The organism is Agrobacterium sp. Ap1 (genome assembly GCF_017313375.1).
GTDB lineage: Bacteria > Pseudomonadota > Alphaproteobacteria > Rhizobiales > Rhizobiaceae > Neorhizobium > Neorhizobium cellulosilyticum.
Map to the genome: position 1 here is coordinate 20848 of NZ_JAFLMY010000017.1, position 18236 is coordinate 39083.

The 18236-nt window shown below is 58.9% G+C and carries 16 protein-coding genes; 6 read left to right on the forward strand and 10 right to left on the reverse strand.

Translation table 11 applies throughout. The features are described from left to right. Window positions 1-56: 56 nt before the first annotated feature. Together JZX87_RS24055 and JZX87_RS24060 are read left to right on the forward strand one after the other, a co-directional pair. Entirely contained in the window at window positions 57-1247 is a 1191-nt protein-coding gene (locus JZX87_RS24055) for a divergent polysaccharide deacetylase family protein (protein ID WP_206828456.1), read from the forward strand. A gap of 13 nt (window positions 1248-1260) precedes the next feature. Continuing rightward, window positions 1261-1803, forward strand: coding sequence for an RNA pyrophosphohydrolase (locus JZX87_RS24060; RefSeq protein WP_206828458.1), 543 nt, complete (start codon window positions 1261-1263; stop codon window positions 1801-1803). Between the two features lie 68 nt (window positions 1804-1871). Here the strand turns inward: JZX87_RS24060 and bfr are convergent, their stop codons facing one another. The 6 genes from bfr to JZX87_RS24090 all read right to left on the reverse strand — a co-directional run bounded on the left by bfr (window position 1872) and on the right by JZX87_RS24090 (window position 8137). Then, window positions 1872-2357 (reverse strand): bacterioferritin, encoded by a 486-nt coding sequence (gene bfr / locus JZX87_RS24065; protein ID WP_206828460.1) that lies wholly within the window; start codon window positions 2355-2357, stop codon window positions 1872-1874. Continuing rightward, on the reverse strand, window positions 2323-2652 hold the full coding sequence (locus JZX87_RS31500) for a (2Fe-2S)-binding protein (RefSeq protein ID WP_246436459.1): 330 nt from the start codon (window positions 2650-2652) through the stop codon (window positions 2323-2325). The genes bfr and JZX87_RS31500 overlap by 35 nt, the downstream gene beginning before the upstream one ends. A 142-nt stretch (window positions 2653-2794) precedes the next feature. After that, window positions 2795-3067, reverse strand: a complete 273-nt coding sequence (locus JZX87_RS24075) for a formate dehydrogenase subunit delta (protein WP_206828464.1) — start codon at window positions 3065-3067, stop codon at window positions 2795-2797. 73 nt (window positions 3068-3140) lie between these two features. Then, window positions 3141-6020: a formate dehydrogenase subunit alpha gene (gene fdhF, locus JZX87_RS24080; protein ID WP_206828467.1), complete on the reverse strand. Its 2880-nt coding sequence runs from the start codon at window positions 6018-6020 to the stop codon at window positions 3141-3143. A gap of 84 nt (window positions 6021-6104) precedes the next feature. Next, on the reverse strand, window positions 6105-7661 hold the full coding sequence (locus tag JZX87_RS24085; protein WP_206828468.1) for a formate dehydrogenase beta subunit: 1557 nt from the start codon (window positions 7659-7661) through the stop codon (window positions 6105-6107). Beyond that, the gene (locus tag JZX87_RS24090; RefSeq protein WP_148143763.1) at window positions 7658-8137 is read right to left on the reverse strand and encodes a formate dehydrogenase subunit gamma; all 480 of its coding nucleotides are present in this window, start codon (window positions 8135-8137) and stop codon (window positions 7658-7660) included. The genes JZX87_RS24085 and JZX87_RS24090 overlap by 4 nt, the downstream gene beginning before the upstream one ends. A gap of 582 nt (window positions 8138-8719) precedes the next feature. On the opposite strand from JZX87_RS24090, the gene JZX87_RS24095 reads away from it, so the two are divergent. The 4 genes from JZX87_RS24095 (at window position 8720) to JZX87_RS24110 (ending at window position 14041) form a co-directional block, all read left to right on the forward strand. Then, window positions 8720-10318 (forward strand): peptide ABC transporter substrate-binding protein, encoded by a 1599-nt coding sequence (locus JZX87_RS24095; protein ID WP_206828470.1) that lies wholly within the window; start codon window positions 8720-8722, stop codon window positions 10316-10318. Window positions 10319-10379: 61 nt separating this feature from the next. Then, window positions 10380-11303, forward strand: a complete 924-nt coding sequence (gene oppB / locus JZX87_RS24100) for an oligopeptide ABC transporter permease OppB (RefSeq protein WP_206828472.1) — start codon at window positions 10380-10382, stop codon at window positions 11301-11303. Beyond that, the gene (locus tag JZX87_RS24105) at window positions 11296-12438 is read left to right on the forward strand and encodes an ABC transporter permease (RefSeq protein WP_183829506.1); all 1143 of its coding nucleotides are present in this window, start codon (window positions 11296-11298) and stop codon (window positions 12436-12438) included. Before oppB ends, JZX87_RS24105 begins: the two co-directional genes overlap by 8 nt. A gap of 1 nt (window position 12439) precedes the next feature. Beyond that, entirely contained in the window at window positions 12440-14041 is a 1602-nt protein-coding gene (locus JZX87_RS24110; RefSeq protein ID WP_206828474.1) for an ABC transporter ATP-binding protein, read from the forward strand. Between the two features lie 489 nt (window positions 14042-14530). Here the strand turns inward: JZX87_RS24110 and JZX87_RS24115 are convergent, their stop codons facing one another. The 4 genes from JZX87_RS24115 to JZX87_RS24130 form a co-directional block, all read right to left on the reverse strand. Continuing rightward, entirely contained in the window at window positions 14531-15154 is a 624-nt protein-coding gene (locus JZX87_RS24115) for a nucleoside triphosphate hydrolase (protein ID WP_183829500.1), read from the reverse strand. Next, window positions 15151-15957, reverse strand: a complete 807-nt coding sequence (locus JZX87_RS24120) for an ATP-binding cassette domain-containing protein (RefSeq protein WP_148143757.1) — start codon at window positions 15955-15957, stop codon at window positions 15151-15153. The genes JZX87_RS24115 and JZX87_RS24120 overlap by 4 nt, the downstream gene beginning before the upstream one ends. Beyond that, window positions 15933-17012 carry an ABC transporter permease gene (locus tag JZX87_RS24125; protein WP_206828476.1) on the reverse strand — a complete coding sequence of 360 codons (1080 nt, stop codon included), beginning with the start codon at window positions 17010-17012 and terminating at the stop codon, window positions 15933-15935. Before JZX87_RS24125 ends, JZX87_RS24120 begins: the two co-directional genes overlap by 25 nt. Before the next feature lie 96 nt (window positions 17013-17108). Continuing rightward, window positions 17109-18134, reverse strand: coding sequence for a sugar ABC transporter substrate-binding protein (locus JZX87_RS24130; RefSeq protein WP_206828478.1), 1026 nt, complete (start codon window positions 18132-18134; stop codon window positions 17109-17111). Between the last annotated feature and the right edge of the window lie 102 nt (window positions 18135-18236).

Genomic DNA, 18236 nt, shown 5'->3' on the forward strand with positions numbered 1-18236 from the left:
GAGCCTGAAATCGCTCCCCCGGATTTTTATGACCGCGGGATAGCACGGATATTAGCTTGGGTACTGATCTCCATGCACCCTTGGGACAAGGGCGGCCACCGAAGACGAAACGTTCGTGGCGTGGCTACAGGGCCGTTTTATGCGCCGGTGTGGTCATTGTCTGCGTTATCGCTCTTTCCATCTACGTCATTCAGGAAGACGACGGGCTCAGGCGGGTTGCTGCCAATGGCGAGAAAACGGCATCCGAGGTTGAATCTGATTCCTCTAAAGAAGTTGATAGTGCTGCTCGTCCTCCGCAATCGGGCACATCGTCCGAACGTACGGCGTCCGGTGCCAATATCGAGCGCATTCCCACCGGCGACGGAAACTACGTTACCAAATATACGCCGCGTGACCGGACCGGGCCACTGGTCATCGATGCGCAGCGGATGGGCCAGGATCCGCGGATAGCCGGCCAGCCGAACCCCGATCTTGTCGAAGAAACCGGAGACGGAAAGCTGCCGATCATCGGCGCCGACGGTCTGCGTCCCATGGACCAATATGCAAGGCCATGGTCAGGCGAGAGGGGGGCGCGGGTCGCCATTGTCATCAGTGGCCTCGGCCTCAGCCAGACTGGCAGCCAGAAGGCCGTCCAGCAACTGCCGGCGGGGGTGACGCTGGCATTCGCGGCGAGCGGCAACAGCCTGCAGCGCTGGATGCAGGAAGCTCGGCGCAAGGGTCATGAGATATTGCTGCAGGTTCCGTTCGAACCTTTCGATTATCCGGCGAACGATCCGGGGCCAGGTACTCTGCTGACGGCGAATTCCGCCAAGGACAATCTCGCGCGCCTGCACCAGGCCATGGCGCGGGTCACCAATTATACCGGCATCATCAATTATCAGGGCGCACGTTACCTTTCGGATGAAAAGGCGCTGCGGCCGGTGCTGCAGGACGTGGCGAAGCGTGGGCTGCTTTTCCTCGATGACGGGACGTCTTCTCTTTCAAAGACGAATTCCGTATCCGATGCCGTCAAGCTGCCTCATGCCTTTGCCGATGTCGTGCTCGACGGACAGGTGCAGACCCAGGCCATTCTTCGCAAGCTCGATGAACTCGGCCGCATCGCGGACCGGCAGGGGACGGCAATCGGCATTGCCGCTGCTTACGACGAGAGCATCGATGCTGTAAGGAAGTGGAGCGAAGAAGCGACGCAGCGTGGCATCGAGATCGTTGGCGTATCAGCGATTGTACGCGATAAAAGCGAACCCTGATGGAGAATGAAGCATGGCCAAGAAAGACGGGGCCGGGAAGAGTGGTACGGTGAAGGCCGAAGACCTGCCATATCGGCCTTGTGTGGGCATCATGGTACTCAACCGTGACGGACTGGTCTGGGCCGGCCGACGGATCTCCGAAGGCAACAGCGAGTATGATGGTTCGCCTCAGCTCTGGCAGATGCCGCAGGGCGGCATCGACAAGGGAGAAGACGCGCTTCCGGCCGCCTATCGCGAGCTTTATGAAGAAACCGGCATGAAGACGGTGACCTTGCTTGCCCAATCAAACGACTGGATCAATTACGATCTGCCGTTGCATCTCATCGGTATCGGGCTCAAGGGAAAATATCGCGGGCAGACACAGCGCTGGTTCGCCTTTCGCTTCGAGGGCGATGAAAGCGAGATCGCCATCAATCCACCTCCGGGCGGCCATGAGCCGGAATTCGATGCCTGGGACTGGAAGCCGATGGCCGAGCTTCCCGGTCTGATCGTTCCGTTCAAACGACAGGTCTACGATCAGGTGGTGGCGGAATTTTCACATCTAGCAGCGGTCTGAGTTCTGGCGCTACATTGAACAGCAATTGACGAGAGAAGACCCGGCCCGAAAGCCGGGTCTCTGCTTATTCACTCTGCAGCGTCGGCCGATTCCGCGTTGAGCTGGCCGTAACGTTCCTCACCGATCTTCGTCAGCAGGTCGAGCTGCGTTTCGAGGAAGTCGATATGGCCTTCCTCATCCATCAGCAGTTCTTCGAACAGCTTCATGGAAACGTAGTCACCTGCCTCATGACAGAGATCACGGGAGGCTTTGTATGCCGTGCGGGCGTCGTACTCGCCGGCAAGATCGGCTTCCAATATTTCCTTGACATTCTGGCCGATACGCAGCGGCGCGAGTGTCTGGAGATTGGGGTGGCCCTCAAGGAAGATGATGCGATCGATCAGACGATCGGCATGCTGCATTTCTTCGATGGATTCCGCGCGTTCCTTCTTTGCGAGCTTGGTGAAACCCCAATCGCTCAGAAGACGATAGTGCAGCCAGTATTGATTAACGGCCCCAAGTTCGAGGAACAAAGCCTCGTTAAGCCGCTCGATGACCCTTTTGTCGCCTTTCAATGTCCGCTCTCCTGTTTTCCTCATGGAACTGCTTCAAGCGAGACAAATATATAACGACTTCGTCCTCCGTCGAGTGACGCAGGGCATGATATTCTTCGGTCGTGCGGATAATCAGGTCGACGACATTGGGGAAACAGCCGCAACAGCGGCCGCGTTTGCTCATGGCGTGATAGACTTTCGCCGGTACGATGAGCTGCCAACAGTCTTCGTCAAGAAGCTGGACGATGACGTCCTTGATTTCCTTGTCCGTGATGTAGTTGCAGCTGCAGACGAGCATTTCCGGTAGACCTGTCAAACATGACCAACGCTATCTTCTTTTGGGAAAGAAGACCGGGGATGTCAAGAAAAATCCTGTTCTGCTTAATCACGAGCTGCTAAATTGCCAAGCCTCGCCACCATGGATATGGCGCAAAGCGTTTCAACCTCGCAATCCAGCCTTATAGTGGCTTTGCAATGCCGCTGCTTGTCCCGGGTTTTGCCTGCGAAGATGGTCGGTGGATCAAGGTTGACGCTTCGATCACCAGCGGCATCAGTCCGTCCGCACCTTCATCCAGGCATTCGAACAGATGCCTGCGCATCCGTGGCTCCCAGAACTTGTTAATGTGGGTGGCAACGCCTTTTGCTCTGTCGGTTTCCGGCTGTGACATGAAGAAAGTGGCGATCTGATTTGCCATTCTGATCAGCTTTTCCCGCCCCTGATCATGCGACATCGATGAGCTCCTTTTTATCCGCAAGGCGGAGGATTTCCGAGGTTAACAGGGATTCGTGCGATCCTGACCGGCTCTACTCCGCTGCCTGTATTTTGCCTGCGATGCGACGTGAGCGGTTGGACATATCATTGTAGTCCTCCTGCCATTGCGTCGGGCCGTTGGACGGGGAAACCTGTACTGCCGTCACCTTATATTCCGGACAGTTGGTTGCCCAATCGGAGAAATCGGTCGTGATGACATTGGCCTGCGTATCCGGGTGGTGGAAGGTCGTATAGACGACACCCGGCGAGACCCGGTCGGTAATCTGTGCCCGAAGGGTGGTATCGCCCGAGCGGCTTGCAAGTTTGATCCAGTCGCTATCCTTGATGCCGCGTTGCTCTGCGTCATGCGGATGGATTTCCAGCCGGTCTTCAGCGTGCCAGATGACGTTTTTGGTGCGTCGTGTCTGAGCCCCGACATTGTATTGGGACAGGATACGCCCGGTGGTGAGCAGCAGCGGGAAGCGTGGTCCGGTGCGCTCGTCGGTCGCCACATATTCGGTGCGGATGAATTTTCCTTTGCCTCGGACAAATCCATCGACATGCATGATCGGCGAACCTTTAGGATGCGCCTCGTTGCACGGCCACTGAACCGAACCCATTTTATCGAGGTAATCGTAGGAAACCAACGCAAAGCTCGGCGTCGTTGCGGCGATCTCATCCATGATTTCGGATGGATGGGCATAATTCCAATTCAGCCCCATTGCCTGCGCAAGCTTTTGCGTCACCTGCCAATCGGCAAGACCGTTCTTCGGGGTCATCACCCTGCGTACACGGTTGATGCGGCGTTCGGCATTGGTGAAGGTTCCGTCCTTCTCGAGGAATGTCGAACCCGGCAGGAAGACATGGGCATAATTGGCCGTCTCGTTGAGGAAAAGGTCGTGCACAACAACGCATTCCATGGCTTCGAGCCCGGCCGAGACATGTCTGGTATCTGGGTCGGACTGCAGAATATCCTCGCCCTGGATATAGATGCCCTTGAATGTGCCTTCGACGGCTGCATCCAGCATGTTGGGAATGCGCAGGCCGGGCTCGTTGTTCAGCGTCACACCCCAGAGTTTTTCGAATGTGTCGCGCGTGGCATCGTCCGAGATATGGCGATAGCCCGGCAGTTCATGCGGAAACGAGCCCATGTCGCAGGAACCCTGAACATTGTTCTGGCCGCGCAGCGGGTTCACGCCGACGCCCGGCCGGCCGATATTGCCCGTTGCCATGGCAAGGTTGGCGATCGCCATTACGGTCGTCGAACCCTGGCTGTGTTCGGTAACGCCTAGGCCGTAATAGATCGCGCCATTGCCGCCGGTGGCAAACAGCCGGGCGGCACCGCGTATAAGATCGGCCGGAACGCCGGTAAAGCTTTCGGTTGCTTCCGGGCTATGGTTTTCTTCGGAAACGAAGGCCGCCCAGTCTTCGAATTCCGACCAATCACAGCGCTCACGAATAAACGCCTCCGCAGCCAGGCCCTCGGTGACGATGACATGCGCCAGTGCCGTCATGACTGCGACATTGGTGCCGGGTTTGAGAGGCAGGTGGTAGGCCGCTTCCACATGCGGCGTCCTCACCAGATCGATGCGGCGCGGATCGATGACGATCAGCTTTGCACCCTGCCGCAGTCGCTTTTTCAGCCGCGAGCCGAAGACCGGATGACCGTCGGTGGGGTTGGCGCCGATAACGATCACCACATCGGACTGCTCGATCGAATCGAAATTCTGCGTGCCGGCGGACGTGCCGAAAGCCTGTCCGAGACCGTAGCCCGTCGGTGAATGGCAGACGCGGGCGCAGGTATCGACATTGTTGTTGCCAAAACCGGCGCGCACCAGTTTCTGGACAAGAAAGGTTTCCTCGTTGGTGCAACGCGACGAGGTAATGCCGCCGATAGCGTCACGGCCATACTGGTACTGGATACGCCGGAACTCGGTGGCGATATGGGAAAACGCCTCTTCCCAGGTCACCTCCCGCCATGGATCGGAAATCTTCTCGCGGATCATCGGGTTGAGGATGCGGTCTTTGTGGCTGGCATAACCATAGGCAAACCGGCCCTTGACGCAGGAGTGGCCGCGATTGGCCTGACCTTCCTTCCACGGCACCATGCGCACAAGTTCCTCGCCGCGCATTTCCGCCTTGAAGGAGCAGCCAACTCCGCAATAGGCGCAGGTGGTCACGGCTGAATGCTCCGGCTGACCGATTGCGATCACCGACTTTTCCGTCAGCGTCGCGGTGGGACAGGCCTGCACGCAGGCGCCGCAGGACACGCATTCCGAATCGAGAAAATGCTCATGCGCACCGGGCGAGACCCGGCTTGCGAAACCACGCCCTTCGATCGTCAGCGCGAAAGTGCCCTGTACTTCCTCGCAGGCACGCACGCAGCGCGAACAGACGATGCATTTCGACGGGTCATAGGTGAAATAGGGGTTGGATTCGTCCTTCGGCATCCATTTCGCGTTGATGGCACCGTCGTTGCGCGCGCGTACATGATTGTCACCCTCGTAGCCGTAACGAACGTCGCGAAGGCCAACGGCACCCGCCATGTCCTGCAGTTCGCAGTCGCCATTGGCAGCGCAGGTGAGGCAGTCGAGCGGATGATCGGAGATATAAAGTTCCATCACGCCACGGCGGATATCCTTCAGGCGGTTGGTCTGGGTATGGACGACCATGTTCGGTGCGACAGGCGTGGTGCAGGAGGACGGCGTGCCGTTGCGCCCCTCGACCTCCACCAGGCAGAGGCGGCAGGAACCGAAGGCGTCGACCATGTCGGTAGCGCAGAGTTTCGGGATCTGGATGCCCGCCTCCATCGAGGCCCGCATGATCGACGTGCCTTCCGGCACGGTTATGGCGCGGCCGTCGATGGTGAGTGTTACCTGTCTTGCAGAGCGGGATGCAGGCGTGCCGTAGTCGATTTCATGGATGAGCGACATGACGTGCCTCCTTGCTGGAGATCGGCATTCGTACTGTCCAGATGATGGAAGTAAGCGGCGCTGAAAAGAAAAAGTCCAACCTCATCATTCCGCAGCCTCCGCCAACGGCACGGGGGAGAAATCCTCCGGGAAATGCGTCATCGCGCTCATCACAGGGTAGGGGGTGAAACCGCCGAGCGCGCAAAGCGAACCGAACTTCATCGTATTGCAGAGATCGGCGAGCAGCACCTTGTTCTTGTCCGGCTCGATGCCGCGACCGATCCTGTCGACCGTCTCGACGCCGCGGGTGGAGCCGATCCGGCATGGCGTGCACTTGCCGCAGCTTTCAATGGCGCAGAATTCCATGGCGAAGCGCGCCTGTTTCAGCATGTCGACGGTATCGTCGAATACGGTAATGCCGGCATGGCCGATCAGTCCGTCCTTGGCGGCAAAAGCCTCGTAATCGAATGGCGTGTCGAACAGCGCGCGCGGAAAATAGGCGCCAAGCGGGCCGCCCACCTGCACGGCTTTCACCGGTCGCCCCGTGGCCGTGCCGCCGCCGATATGATCGACGATCTCGCCAAGCGACAGGCCGAAGGCCGTTTCGAAGAGCCCGCCATATTTCACATTGCCGGCGATCTGGATCGGGATCGTGCCGCGTGAGCGCCCCATGCCGAAATCCCGATAGAAAGCAGCGCCGCGATGCATGATGACCGGGATGGAGGCAAGCGAGATAACGTTGTTGACCACCGTCGGGCGACCGAGAAAACCTTGCAGGGCCGGCAAAGGCGGCTTGGCGCGAACGATGCCGCGTTTTCCCTCCAGCGAGTTGAGCAGTGCAGTTTCCTCGCCGCAGACATAGGCGCCTGCGCCTGCGCGGATCTCGATGTCAAAGGCATGATCAGACCCGAGCACCGAGGGACCGAGAATGCCAGCTGCCCGGGCAATGCCGATTGCCTGGCCCATCGTGGCAATGGCATGCGGATATTCGGAGCGGGTATAGATGTATCCCCTGGTCGCACCGGTCGCGAAGCCGGCGATCACCATGCCTTCTATCAGGACAAACGGGTCGCCTTCCATGATCATCCGGTCGGCAAAGGTGGCGCTATCGCCCTCGTCGGCATTGCAGACGATATATTTTTGAGGCGCCACCGCCTCCATCACAGTCTTCCACTTGATGCCGGTAGGGAAACCGGCACCGCCGCGCCCTCGCAGCCCGCTTTCGGTGACCTGAGCCACAATCTCGGCCCGCGGCATCGCGATAGCCTGTTCCAGTCCCTTCAGCCCCTGATAATGGCGATAATCATCGAGTGACAGCGGATCGGTCACGCCGCAGCGGGAGAAGGTCAGGCGGGTCTGCTGACGCAGGAAGGGGATTTCCTTCGTCAGCCCAAGACAGAGAGGATGGGCCTTGCCGGAGAGAAAACCGGCGTCGAAAAGGTCTTTTATATCCGAGGCTTTCACCGGCCCGTAAGCGACGCGACCGTGATCGGTGCGCACCTCCACCAGCGGTTCGAGCCAGAACATGCCGCGAGAGCCGTTGCGCACGATCCTGGCGTCAATACTGCGGGCAGCGATTTCGCTTGTGATTGCCGCTGCAACCTTCTCGGCTCCGAGCGCCAGGGATGCGGCATCGCGAGGGACGAAGATCGTTACCGTCATCGGCCCAGCCTCCCAACAATTTCGGAAAGACAGTGCTCGTCGACCCGGCCATAAACCTCGCCATCCAGCATGGCGGCAGGACCGCAGGCGCACAGACCCAAGCAATAGACCGGTTCGAGCATCACCGCTCCGTCAGGCGTCGTCTGGTGAAAATCAATCCCCAGCAACTGGCGAACGCGATCCGCGAGATTATCACAGCCCACCGATTGACAGGCTTCGGCTCGGCAGATTTTCAGAACATGCCGTCCACCCGGATGTTCACGAAATTCGGGATAGAAGGTGACGACGCCATGGACTTCCGCACGGGAGAGGTTGAGTTCATCGGCGATGACTGGCTTGACGATATCCGGTATGTAACCGAACTCCGCCTGAAGCGCGTGCAGAATGGGCAGCATCGGCCCTTCCAGATGCTTCCGGTCACGGATGATGTCGCGTGACCGCTGGGCGATCTCACCAGCGGAATTTCGCATGGTCATGGACGTGGCCTCCCGGCATATGCCGCAAACCTGTCCTCCTCGACTGTCTCCGGCATCCATTCCCCGATGGTAAGATCATTGGGGGATGCGAGAAAATGTCGCAACACGAAGCCTGCCCGTCAATAAACGAGATCGGTTACGCGATAGCGAACACCTATCAAGCCATTCCGCCAGATCATAACATTGTGGAGTAACGGTTCTTTTTGTGTTGCCAATGTAGGTACGGTACACACGCAAAAAGTGTCCTTTGGCTGACTGCAAATGCCGCCGCCGAAGATCGCTGCATACACCCATGAGCAATAAAATTTCGCCAACTTACCCAAAGCGAGAGAAACGCTATCTTCGGCATATCTTCCCTGTACGTAAGATGTCTCTAATGGTCTTGGCGGCTCATCGGACGAGATGAATATGGCGGATGGCTTTCATCAAGTTCACATTTCTCTTATGCAACCTTGACGTTTTTCTTGCGTGCCACAGTTGTCTCCTTCGACTGTGACGCGATGAGAAAAGCCTTGCAGTCCATGCCTTTCTGTCATTCATTCCCGCAACTGATCCGGAATAAACTGGGAAAGGATACCGATCATGTCTTCTCGTCTTCTCAAACTTTCTGCGGCCGCGCTGCTGGGGTCCGTTCTCTTCGCCAGCGCTCCGGCATTCGCCGAGGCAGTGCTTCATCGCGGCAATGCCGGCGAGCCCCAGACGCTCGATCAGGCGCAGACCTCGATCAATATCGAAGCCTTCATCCTCAAGGATCTTTACGAAGGTCTGACGATTTACGATGCTGCTGGCAAGATTATCCCGGGCGCTGCCGAGAGCTGGACACTGTCTGATGACGGTGTAACCTACACGTTTAAGCTGCGCGAAAATGCAAAGTGGTCGGATGGTACACCCGTTACTGCACAGGACTTTGAGTTTTCCTTCAAGCGTGTAGAAGATCCGAAGACGGCAGCGAAATACGCCAATATCCTCTATCCGATCAAGAATGCCGAAGCGATCAACAACGGCAAGGCCGAAGTCGCTACACTCGGCGTCAAGGCCGTGGACGACAAGACGTTCCAGATCACGCTCGAGCGCCCGACCCCGTTCTTCCTTGAGCTGCTGGCCCACCAGACCGCGCTGCCCGTTTCCAAGGCAAGCGTCGAGAAAAACGGTGCCGACTTCGTCAAGCCGGGTGTGATGGTGTCTAACGGCGCCTTCAAGCTGGTCAGCCATGTGCCAAACGATAGCCTGGTGGTCGAGAAGAACGAGAACCATTGGGACGCTGCCAACACCAAGCTCGACAAGGTGATCTTCTATCCAATCGACGACCAGGCTGCGTCCGTCCGTCGCTTCGAAGCGAAGGAAATGGATCTCGTCTTCAATTTCTCGGCCGACCAGATCGAGCGCCTGCGCGGCGCTTACAAGGATCAGGTTCACGTCTCCCCGACGCTTGCCACCTATTATTACGCCTTCGATAGCAGCCAGGCTCCGTATGACGATGTCCGCGTCCGCAACGCGCTCTCCATGGCCGTCGATCGCGATTTCCTCGCCAAGGAAATCTACAGCGGCTCGCAGATCCCGGCCTATTCGCTGGTACCGCCGGGCATCGCCAGCTATGGCGAACCGTCCAAGGCTTCGTTTGCCGAAATGTCCCAGCTCGACCGGGAGGATAAGGCGCTCGAACTGATGAAGGAAGCCGGTTACGGTGAAGGCGGGAAGCCGCTGGAAATCGAGATCCGCTACAACACCAACCCGAACCACGAACGTGTCGCCACGGCCGTTGCCGACATGTGGAAGAACACGTTCAACGCAAAGGTGACGATGACCAATCTCGATGTCTCGTCGCACTATGCCTACCTACAGGAAGGCGGCAAGTTCAACGTTGCGCGCGCCGGCTGGGTTGCCGACTATGCGGATGCCGAAAACTTCCTGGCGCTGAACCTGTCGACCAACAAGACCTTCAATTACGGCAAGTACAACAACCCGGAATTCGATGCTCTGATGCAGAAGTCCTATGCGGAAGAGAACCCGGAAGCCCGCTCCAAGCTGCTGCACGAAGCCGAAGCGCTTCTATCGCGTGACCAGCCGGTCGCGCCTCTGCTTACCCAGGCTGATCTCTGGCTCGTGTCCAACCGCGTTTCCGGCTGGGAGGACAATGCTGCCAACGAGCACCTGAGCCGCTTCCTCAGCGTTTCCGAATAACATCCATCATCCGAGACGGCGCCCGCCTAACCGCGGGCGCCGTTTTGCAGGAGACACCCGCATGCTGGCTTTTGTCCTGCGCCGCCTTGCGAGCGCCGTACCGACGCTGTTTATCGTCGTCACCATTTCCTTCTTCCTGATGCGCTTTGCGCCAGGTGGCCCGTTCAATCTGGAGCGCCCGCTTCCGCCCGCAACGATGGAAAACATCATGCGGACCTATCAGCTCGACCAGCCCCTGTGGCGGCAATATGTGACCTACATATCCAATGCCGTTCAGGGTGATTTTGGCCCGAGCTATATCTACAAGGACAACACGGTCGCCGAACTGATCGGCAAGGGCCTGCCCTATTCTATGGAACTCGGCTTTTTCGCGCTTCTCTTGGCTCTGGTCGGCGGCGTCACGCTCGGCACGATTGCGGCCCTTCGCCAGAACAGTGCGCTCGATTTCTCCATCATGTCGCTTGCGACGGTCGGCACCACCATTCCGAATTTCGTCGTCGGCCCGGTTCTGACGCTGATCTTCGCCATCGTCTTGTCGTTGCTGCCGGCCGGTGGCTGGGGTGACGGTTCGTTCCGTTATCTGCTTTTGCCGATGATCGCTCTGGCGCTGCCGCAGCTTGCCGTTTTTGCTCGTCTTACCCGCGGATCGATGATCGAGGCGCTGCATGCCGACCATATCCGCACAGCTCGGGCCTACGGTTTGCCGCCGCGGATCGTCGTCATCACCCATGCAATGCGCGGCGCACTTCTGCCGGTCGTATCCTATCTTGCCCCATGTGCTGCAGCGCTGATGACCGGTTCCGCCGTGGTCGAGACGATCTTCACCATTCCCGGCATCGGCCGCTATTTCGTGCTCGGCGCGCTCAACCGCGATTATACGCTGGTCATGGGCACGGTCGTGCTGATCGCCATCTTCGTCATCGTTTTCAATCTCGTGGTCGATCTCATTTACGGCCTGCTCGATCCGAGGGTTCGCCATGACTGATATCGTCACTAATCCTGCGCCCGCGCAGCCGGAAAGCCCGGACAACAAAAGCCGCAGCCTGTTTCAGCTGGCAGCCCTTCGCTTCCGTCGCAACAAGGCTGCGATGGCCGGCTGCGTGATGATGGTGCTGATCGCGCTGTTTTCCTACATCGGCCCGTTCTTCGTGCCGCACAGCTATGACCAGGTTTATTCCTCCTACGTCTCCGTCGGCCCGAGCCTTGAGCCACGGCCGGATGAGGCGTCGCTGGAAGATGCGATGCGTGGCGTTGCCACCCGCGCCCGCGTCAATCTCGATGAGTTCAATGTTGAAGGACAGACATTTACCGCAACATTGAGCGCCGAAAACCCGATCGATCCGCGCGCAACCCGCTATTTCGACCGTGCCAACGAGTTCAAAAACACCAAGGTCGTCGCAACCGAAAACGACGGGCGCGAGCTGAAGGTCGAAGGCAATGTCAGCCGCGAATATTTCTTCTTCGGCACCGATCCGAATGGTCGTGACATGCTGGCCCGCGTCATGCTCGGCGGCCAGATCTCGATTGCCGTCGGCCTGCTTGCCAGTCTCGTCTCGCTCGGCATCGGCGTACTCTACGGCGCCACATCGGGCTACCTCGGCGGTCGCGTCGATAATGTGATGATGCGCTTCGTCGAAATCCTCTATTCGCTGCCCTTCGTCTTTCTCGTCGTGGTGCTCGTCGTCTTTTTCGGCCGTTCCTTCATCCTCATCTTCCTCGTCATCGGCGCGGTGGAATGGCTGGACATGGCCCGTATCGTGCGCGGTCAGACACTGGCATTGAAGCGTCGGGAATTCGTCGGTGCCGCCCAGGCACTCGGATTGAGCGACTGGCAGATCATCCGCCGGCATATCATTCCGAACACGATCGGCCCGGTCATCGTCTTCGTTACCGTCGTCGTGCCGAAAGTGATCCTTCTCGAGAGTTTTCTTTCCTTCCTCGGCCTTGGGGTTCAGGCGCCGCTGACGAGCTGGGGGGCGCTGATCTCCGAAGGAGCAAGCAATATCCAGTCGGCTCCGTGGCTGTTGATCTTCCCGTCCATCTTCTTCGTGGCAACGCTCTTCTCGCTGAACTTCATCGGCGATGGCCTGCGCGATGCACTTGACCCGAAGGACCGCTGATATGACCGGGACAGAAGAAAACATCCTTTCCATCCGCGATTTAAAAGTCGATTTCTCGACGCCGGACGGGACCGTGAATGCGGTCAAGGGCATCGGTTTCGATATCAAGGCCGGTGAAACACTCGCCGTCGTAGGCGAAAGCGGTTCCGGCAAGAGCCAGACCATGATGGGTATCATGGGCCTGCTCGCCAAGAACGGCGGCGTGACCGGTTCGGCGAAATATCGCGGCAAGGAGCTTGTCGGCCTGCCGAAGAGCGAGCTGAACAAGGTGCGCGGCGCCAAGATCACCATGATCTTTCAGGAGCCGATGACCTCGCTCGATCCGCTCTATACGATCGGGCGGCAGATCGCCGAGCCGATCCTCTATCATCGCGGCGGCTCAAGGGCGCAGGCCCGCGCCCGCGTGCTGGAGCTGTTGGAACTCGTCGGCATTCCCGATCCGGCGCGCCGGATCGACAGCTATCCGCACGAGCTTTCCGGAGGCCAGCGCCAGCGCGTGATGATCGCCATGGCGCTTGCCAACGAGCCTGATGTGCTGATCGCCGACGAGCCGACCACGGCGCTCGACGTGACGATCCAGGCACAGATCCTGAAACTCCTGCGCTCACTGCAGGAGCGGTTCGGCATGGCAATCGTGCTGATCACCCACGATCTCGGTATCGTGCGCCATTTTGCCGAACGCGTCGTCGTCATGCGCCGCGGCGAAGTGGTGGAGCAGGGAACGACGGAGCAGATCTTCGAGAACCCGACCTCTTCCTATACCCGCATGCTGATTGATGCCGAGCCGCATGGCCGCAAGGCGCCGCCGGCAGACAATGCCCCGATAATTCTCGAGGGCCGGGACGTGGTCGTCGATTTCGATATCGGCAAGGGTTTTCTGTCCAAGGGTCCGCGTACATTCCGCGCCGTCAATGGCGTGACCGTGAGGCTGCAGGAAGGTCAGACGATCGGTGTCGTCGGCGAGTCGGGTTCCGGCAAGTCCACGCTCGGGCGCGCGCTCCTTAGGCTCCTGCCGAGTGATGGCGCATACCGCTTCGGGAAACAGGATATCTCGCGGCACGATCGCCGCCAGATGCGTTCGCTGCGCAAGGAGATGCAGCTCGTCTTCCAGGATCCCTACGGTTCGCTTTCGCCGCGCCAGACTGTCGGTGAGGTTATCACCGAAGGCCTGCTTGTCCACGAGCCTGGCTTGAGCAAGGCCGATCGCGACCGGCGCGCCATCGCGGCGCTTCAGGAGGTCGGCCTCGATCCGGCAGCACGCAACCGCTATCCGCACGAATTCTCCGGCGGCCAGCGGCAGCGTATTGCGATTGCCCGCGCGATGATCCTCAAGCCGCGTGTCGTCATCCTCGATGAGCCGACATCGGCTCTCGACCGGTCGGTTCAGGGGCAGGTGATCGATTTGCTGCGCAAGCTGCAGGCCGATCACAATCTCTCCTACGTCTTCATCAGTCACGACCTGTCGGTGGTCAAAGCCATCTCGGACTATGTGATCGTGATGAAAAACGGCGAGATCGTCGAACAGGGCGAAACGGATGCGATCTTCGAGGCCCCAAAGGCCGATTATACGAAGGCGCTGATCGGCGCGGCTTTCAGCGTATAGTACAAGTCGATCGGGACATTCTTAAAAAAAAGGGTGCGCATCGTCGCGCCCTTTTCCATGTCTGGATATCGGTATGCCGGTTGTCGGAGGAATTGGTTCTGCTCTTTGAGACAGCACGATCGAGTAGTCGATCGCGTCTACCGATCCTGCAAATCGGCCTTAATTTGCTGGTCTTGTCGTGCTGGAAGCGAACCGATGCTGCGGCGGCTCTGGCTATTGCCACATTTGTGAGCATTGAAGAGTCGTAGTGTCGTTAGCTAGGCGCTTAGCGCATAGCTCCGCTGCAGCAATATCGCTTCTAAAGAATCGGTTCACCTGTATGATGACTACATCAGAGCGATGCTCCTCCTCCCGCAGACCTCTGATTTTCAGGCGACCTACTCCTCCTCCCAAGGGCGCCTGATCGAGCAGCGGCACTCCTCCTCCCAGTCGCTGTTCAAATCTTTTCGAAAAGCCTGCCGCACCTCCTCCCGCGGCAGGCTTTTTCGTTTAATCGGCCAGAATTATATCGGCTCCACGGCAATGGTCTCTGACCAAGGCACCGTTTTTCAGGTCGTTCCCTTGCGTTTTTGCCCGGGCCGCCTCTTCGCTCAATCCGTAACCGCGCCAGCGATCCATAAGCCGTTCCTCGAGTGTCGCGACGGGGGGAGAGATGAGGATCTCGTAGTCGAATTCGCCGTCCAGCGCCGACCAGGGAGCGCGATCGAGAAGCAGGTAGTTTCCCTCGACAAGAACGAACCGCGTCGAAACTTCGATGACGCGCGATGCGGTGATGGCGAGTTCCCGGGATCGATCGAATACCGGCACCAGCACTTCTCCTTCCGCCACCCTGACCGAGCGAATGATGTCGAGAAAGCCGCGTACGTCGAACGTTTCAGGCGCGCCTTTACGGGAGAGCAGGCCCTTTTCCTGCAGGACACCATTGTCCATGTGAAAGCCATCCATCGGTAGGACTTCGGCGCTTTCGCAAAGCGCCTGCAACGCCACTACAAGTGCGTCGGCGAGCGTGGATTTTCCGGCACCCGGCGGGCCGGCAATCGCGACGATAAAACGTCGCTTATCGCCCGCACGGTTGATGAGTGTGCGGGCGATCTCTTCGGTGGTCATTGTCATGCGGCAAGCGGCTCCGGCGCCTTTGCGCCGGTCATGAAGGCGACGGCGTCCGACATCGTATAATCCTTGGGATTGATGACGGTAAGACGTTTTCCCAGCCTATGGATGTGGATGCGGTCGGCGATCTCGAAGACATGCGGCATGTTGTGGGAAATCAGCACGATCGGAATGCCACGCGAGCGCACGTCGAGGATCAGCTCCAGCACACGCCGGCTTTCCTTGACGCCGAGTGCTGCCGTCGGCTCATCAAGGATGATGACCTTGGAACCGAAGGCCGCTGCCCGCGCCACCGCCACGCCCTGGCGCTGACCGCCAGACAGCGTTTCCACGGCCTGGTTGATGTTCTGGATGGTCATCAGCCCAAGCTCGGAGAGCTTTTCACGCGCCATCTTTTCCATGGCGCCGTGGTCGAGTTTGCGCAGAACCTTACCCATGAAGCCGGGCTTGCGGATTTCGCGGCCGAGAAACATGTTGTCGGCGATCGAAAGCGCCGGCGACAGCGCGAGGTTCTGGTAGACGGTTTCGATACCGGCTTTGCGGGCCTCGATCGGCGAGGCGAAATGGACGAGTTCTCCGTCCATGCGGATCTCGCCCTCGTCGGGGCGGATCGCACCGGAAATCGCCTTGATCAGCGACGACTTTCCGGCGCCGTTGTCGCCGATCACGGCGAGGATTTCGCCGGGATAGAGATCGAAATCGGCATTATCGATGGCGGTGACACGACCGTAACGCTTGACGAGATTGCGACCAGTGAGGATGGGTTTGCGTGTGTCGGTCATCAGCGTGAAGCCTTTCTGATCCATTGGTCGGCTGCGACGGCGACGATGATGAGGACGCCGATCAGGAGATAGGTCCATTGCACATCGGTGCCGAGCAGGCGCAGGCCGAGCGAAAAGACGCCAACGATTAGCGCGCCGAACATCATGCCGAGAATGGAGCCGCGGCCGCCGAAGAGTGAGATGCCGCCGATCACCACGGCGGTGATCGATTCGATATTGGCAAACTGGCCGGCGGTTGGCGACACGGAGCCGATGCGGCCGATCAGCGCCCAGCCTGCCAGCGCGCAGATGACGCCCGATAGCACATAGACGGAAATCAGCATGCGCTGCACGTTGACGCCGGAAAGATCGGCTGCTTCCGGATCATCGCCGACTGCGTAGAGATGCCGTCCCCAAGCGGTGTGGTTGAGCACGTACCAGAGCACTGCGACGAGAAGGATCATGGCGATCACGCCATAGGTGAACACCGCGCCGCCGAACTTGAAGGTTTCTCCAAAGAATTGGAGAATTGGGGCGGTACTTTCGATTTCCTGCGAGCGAATGGTCTCGTTGGCGGAATAGAGAAAGTTGCTGGCAAGCACGATCTGCCACATGCCAAGCGTCACGATGAAGGGGGGCAGTTTCACCCTGGCGATCAAAACGCCGTTGATGAAACCGCAAAGCGCACCGGTTGCAAAACCACAGAGGATCGCGATTTCCGGCGGCAAGCCGTAGCGGAAGGTGAATTGCCCCATCACTACCGACGACAGGACCATGATGGCGCCGACCGAAAGATCGATACCGGCGGTCATGATGACCAGCGACTGGGCTGCCCCGACGATCCCGGTGATCGCCACCTGCTGTAGGATCAGCGTCAGCGAGAAGGCGGAGAAAAACTTGCCGCCAAGCGTCAGGCCGAACACGATCAACGACACGACCAGCACGATCAGCGATACGGCGGACGGGTTGGAATGCAGAAAGTGACGGAACTTGTGAAGGAAGGACGGTTTGTCCTGTTCGAAGGATGCTACATCCTTCGAACTGTCCTTGAGCACTTTTTCATAGTCGTGATGCGGTGCGCTTGCCACTGGCTCGCTCATGAAATCCTCCCGCTTTTGTCGATGCCCGGTTCAGGCCGGGTTGCCGTGGCAGGCCGGTGGAACAGGTCCACCGGCCCGCAAGGATTTGCTAAAGGCTTAGCCCCAGCACTTGTTCAGGCCTTCCTTGGTGTCGATCGACTTGATCGAAGGCACCGGCTTGTCGGTGACCAGCGTCACGCCGGTATCGAAGAAGTTCTTGCCTTCGGTCGGCTTCGGCTTTTCGCCGCTATCGGCAAACTTCTTGATCGCCTCGATGCCGAGTGCCGCCATCTGCAGCGGATATTGCTGCGAGGTGGCGCCGATTGCGCCGTCGGCGACGTTCTTGACACCCGGGCAACCGCCGTCGACCGAGACGATCAGCACGTCTTTCTCGCGGCCAACTGATTTCAGTGCCTCATAGGCGCCGGCCGCAGCCGGTTCGTTGATCGTATGGACGACGTTGATGGTCGGGTCCTTCTGCAGAAGGTTTTCCATCGCGGTGCGGCCACCTTCTTCATTGCCGTTGGTGATATCGTGACCGACGATGCGTGCATCATCCTCGTCACCGATCTTGTTCGGATCCTTCGGGTCGATGCCGAAACCGATCATGAAACCCTGGTCGCGAAGAATGTCGACGGAAGGCTGCGACGGGGTAAGATCGAGGAAGGCCACCTTGGCTTCCTCGGCGGCGTCACCCAGCGTATCCTTAGCCCATTGACCGATCAGCTTGCCGGCCAGCAGATTGTCGGTGGCGAAGGTCATGTCGGCGGCGTCGATCGGCTCCAGCGGCGTGTCGAGCGCGATCACCAGCAGGCCGGCATCGCGCGCCTTCTTCAGGTTCGGCACGATGCCCTTGGTGTCGGAGGCGGTGATCAGGATGCCCTTGGCGCCATCGGCGATGCAGGTCTCGATCGCCGCTACCTGGCTTTCGCTGTCGCCGTCGATCTTGCCGGCATAGGATTTCAGCGAGACGCCCAGTTCTTTGGCCTTGGCGGTCGCGCCTTCCTTCATCTTGACGAAGAAGGGGTTGGTATCGGTCTTGGTAATCAGGCAGGCCGAAACGTCCGCTGCGTAAGCGGGTGCAGAAAAGACGACGCCAAGCGCCAACGCCCCGAATGACAGGGAAAGTACGGATTTTCTCATGATCTCCTCCCAGAGACGAAGTCCGCTCGCTGCGGACGGGTTCATTCAGGATGCAGGCCGGATCGTGCCCCAGTGCCTCCTCCGGGCGTTCCTGCATCCTTA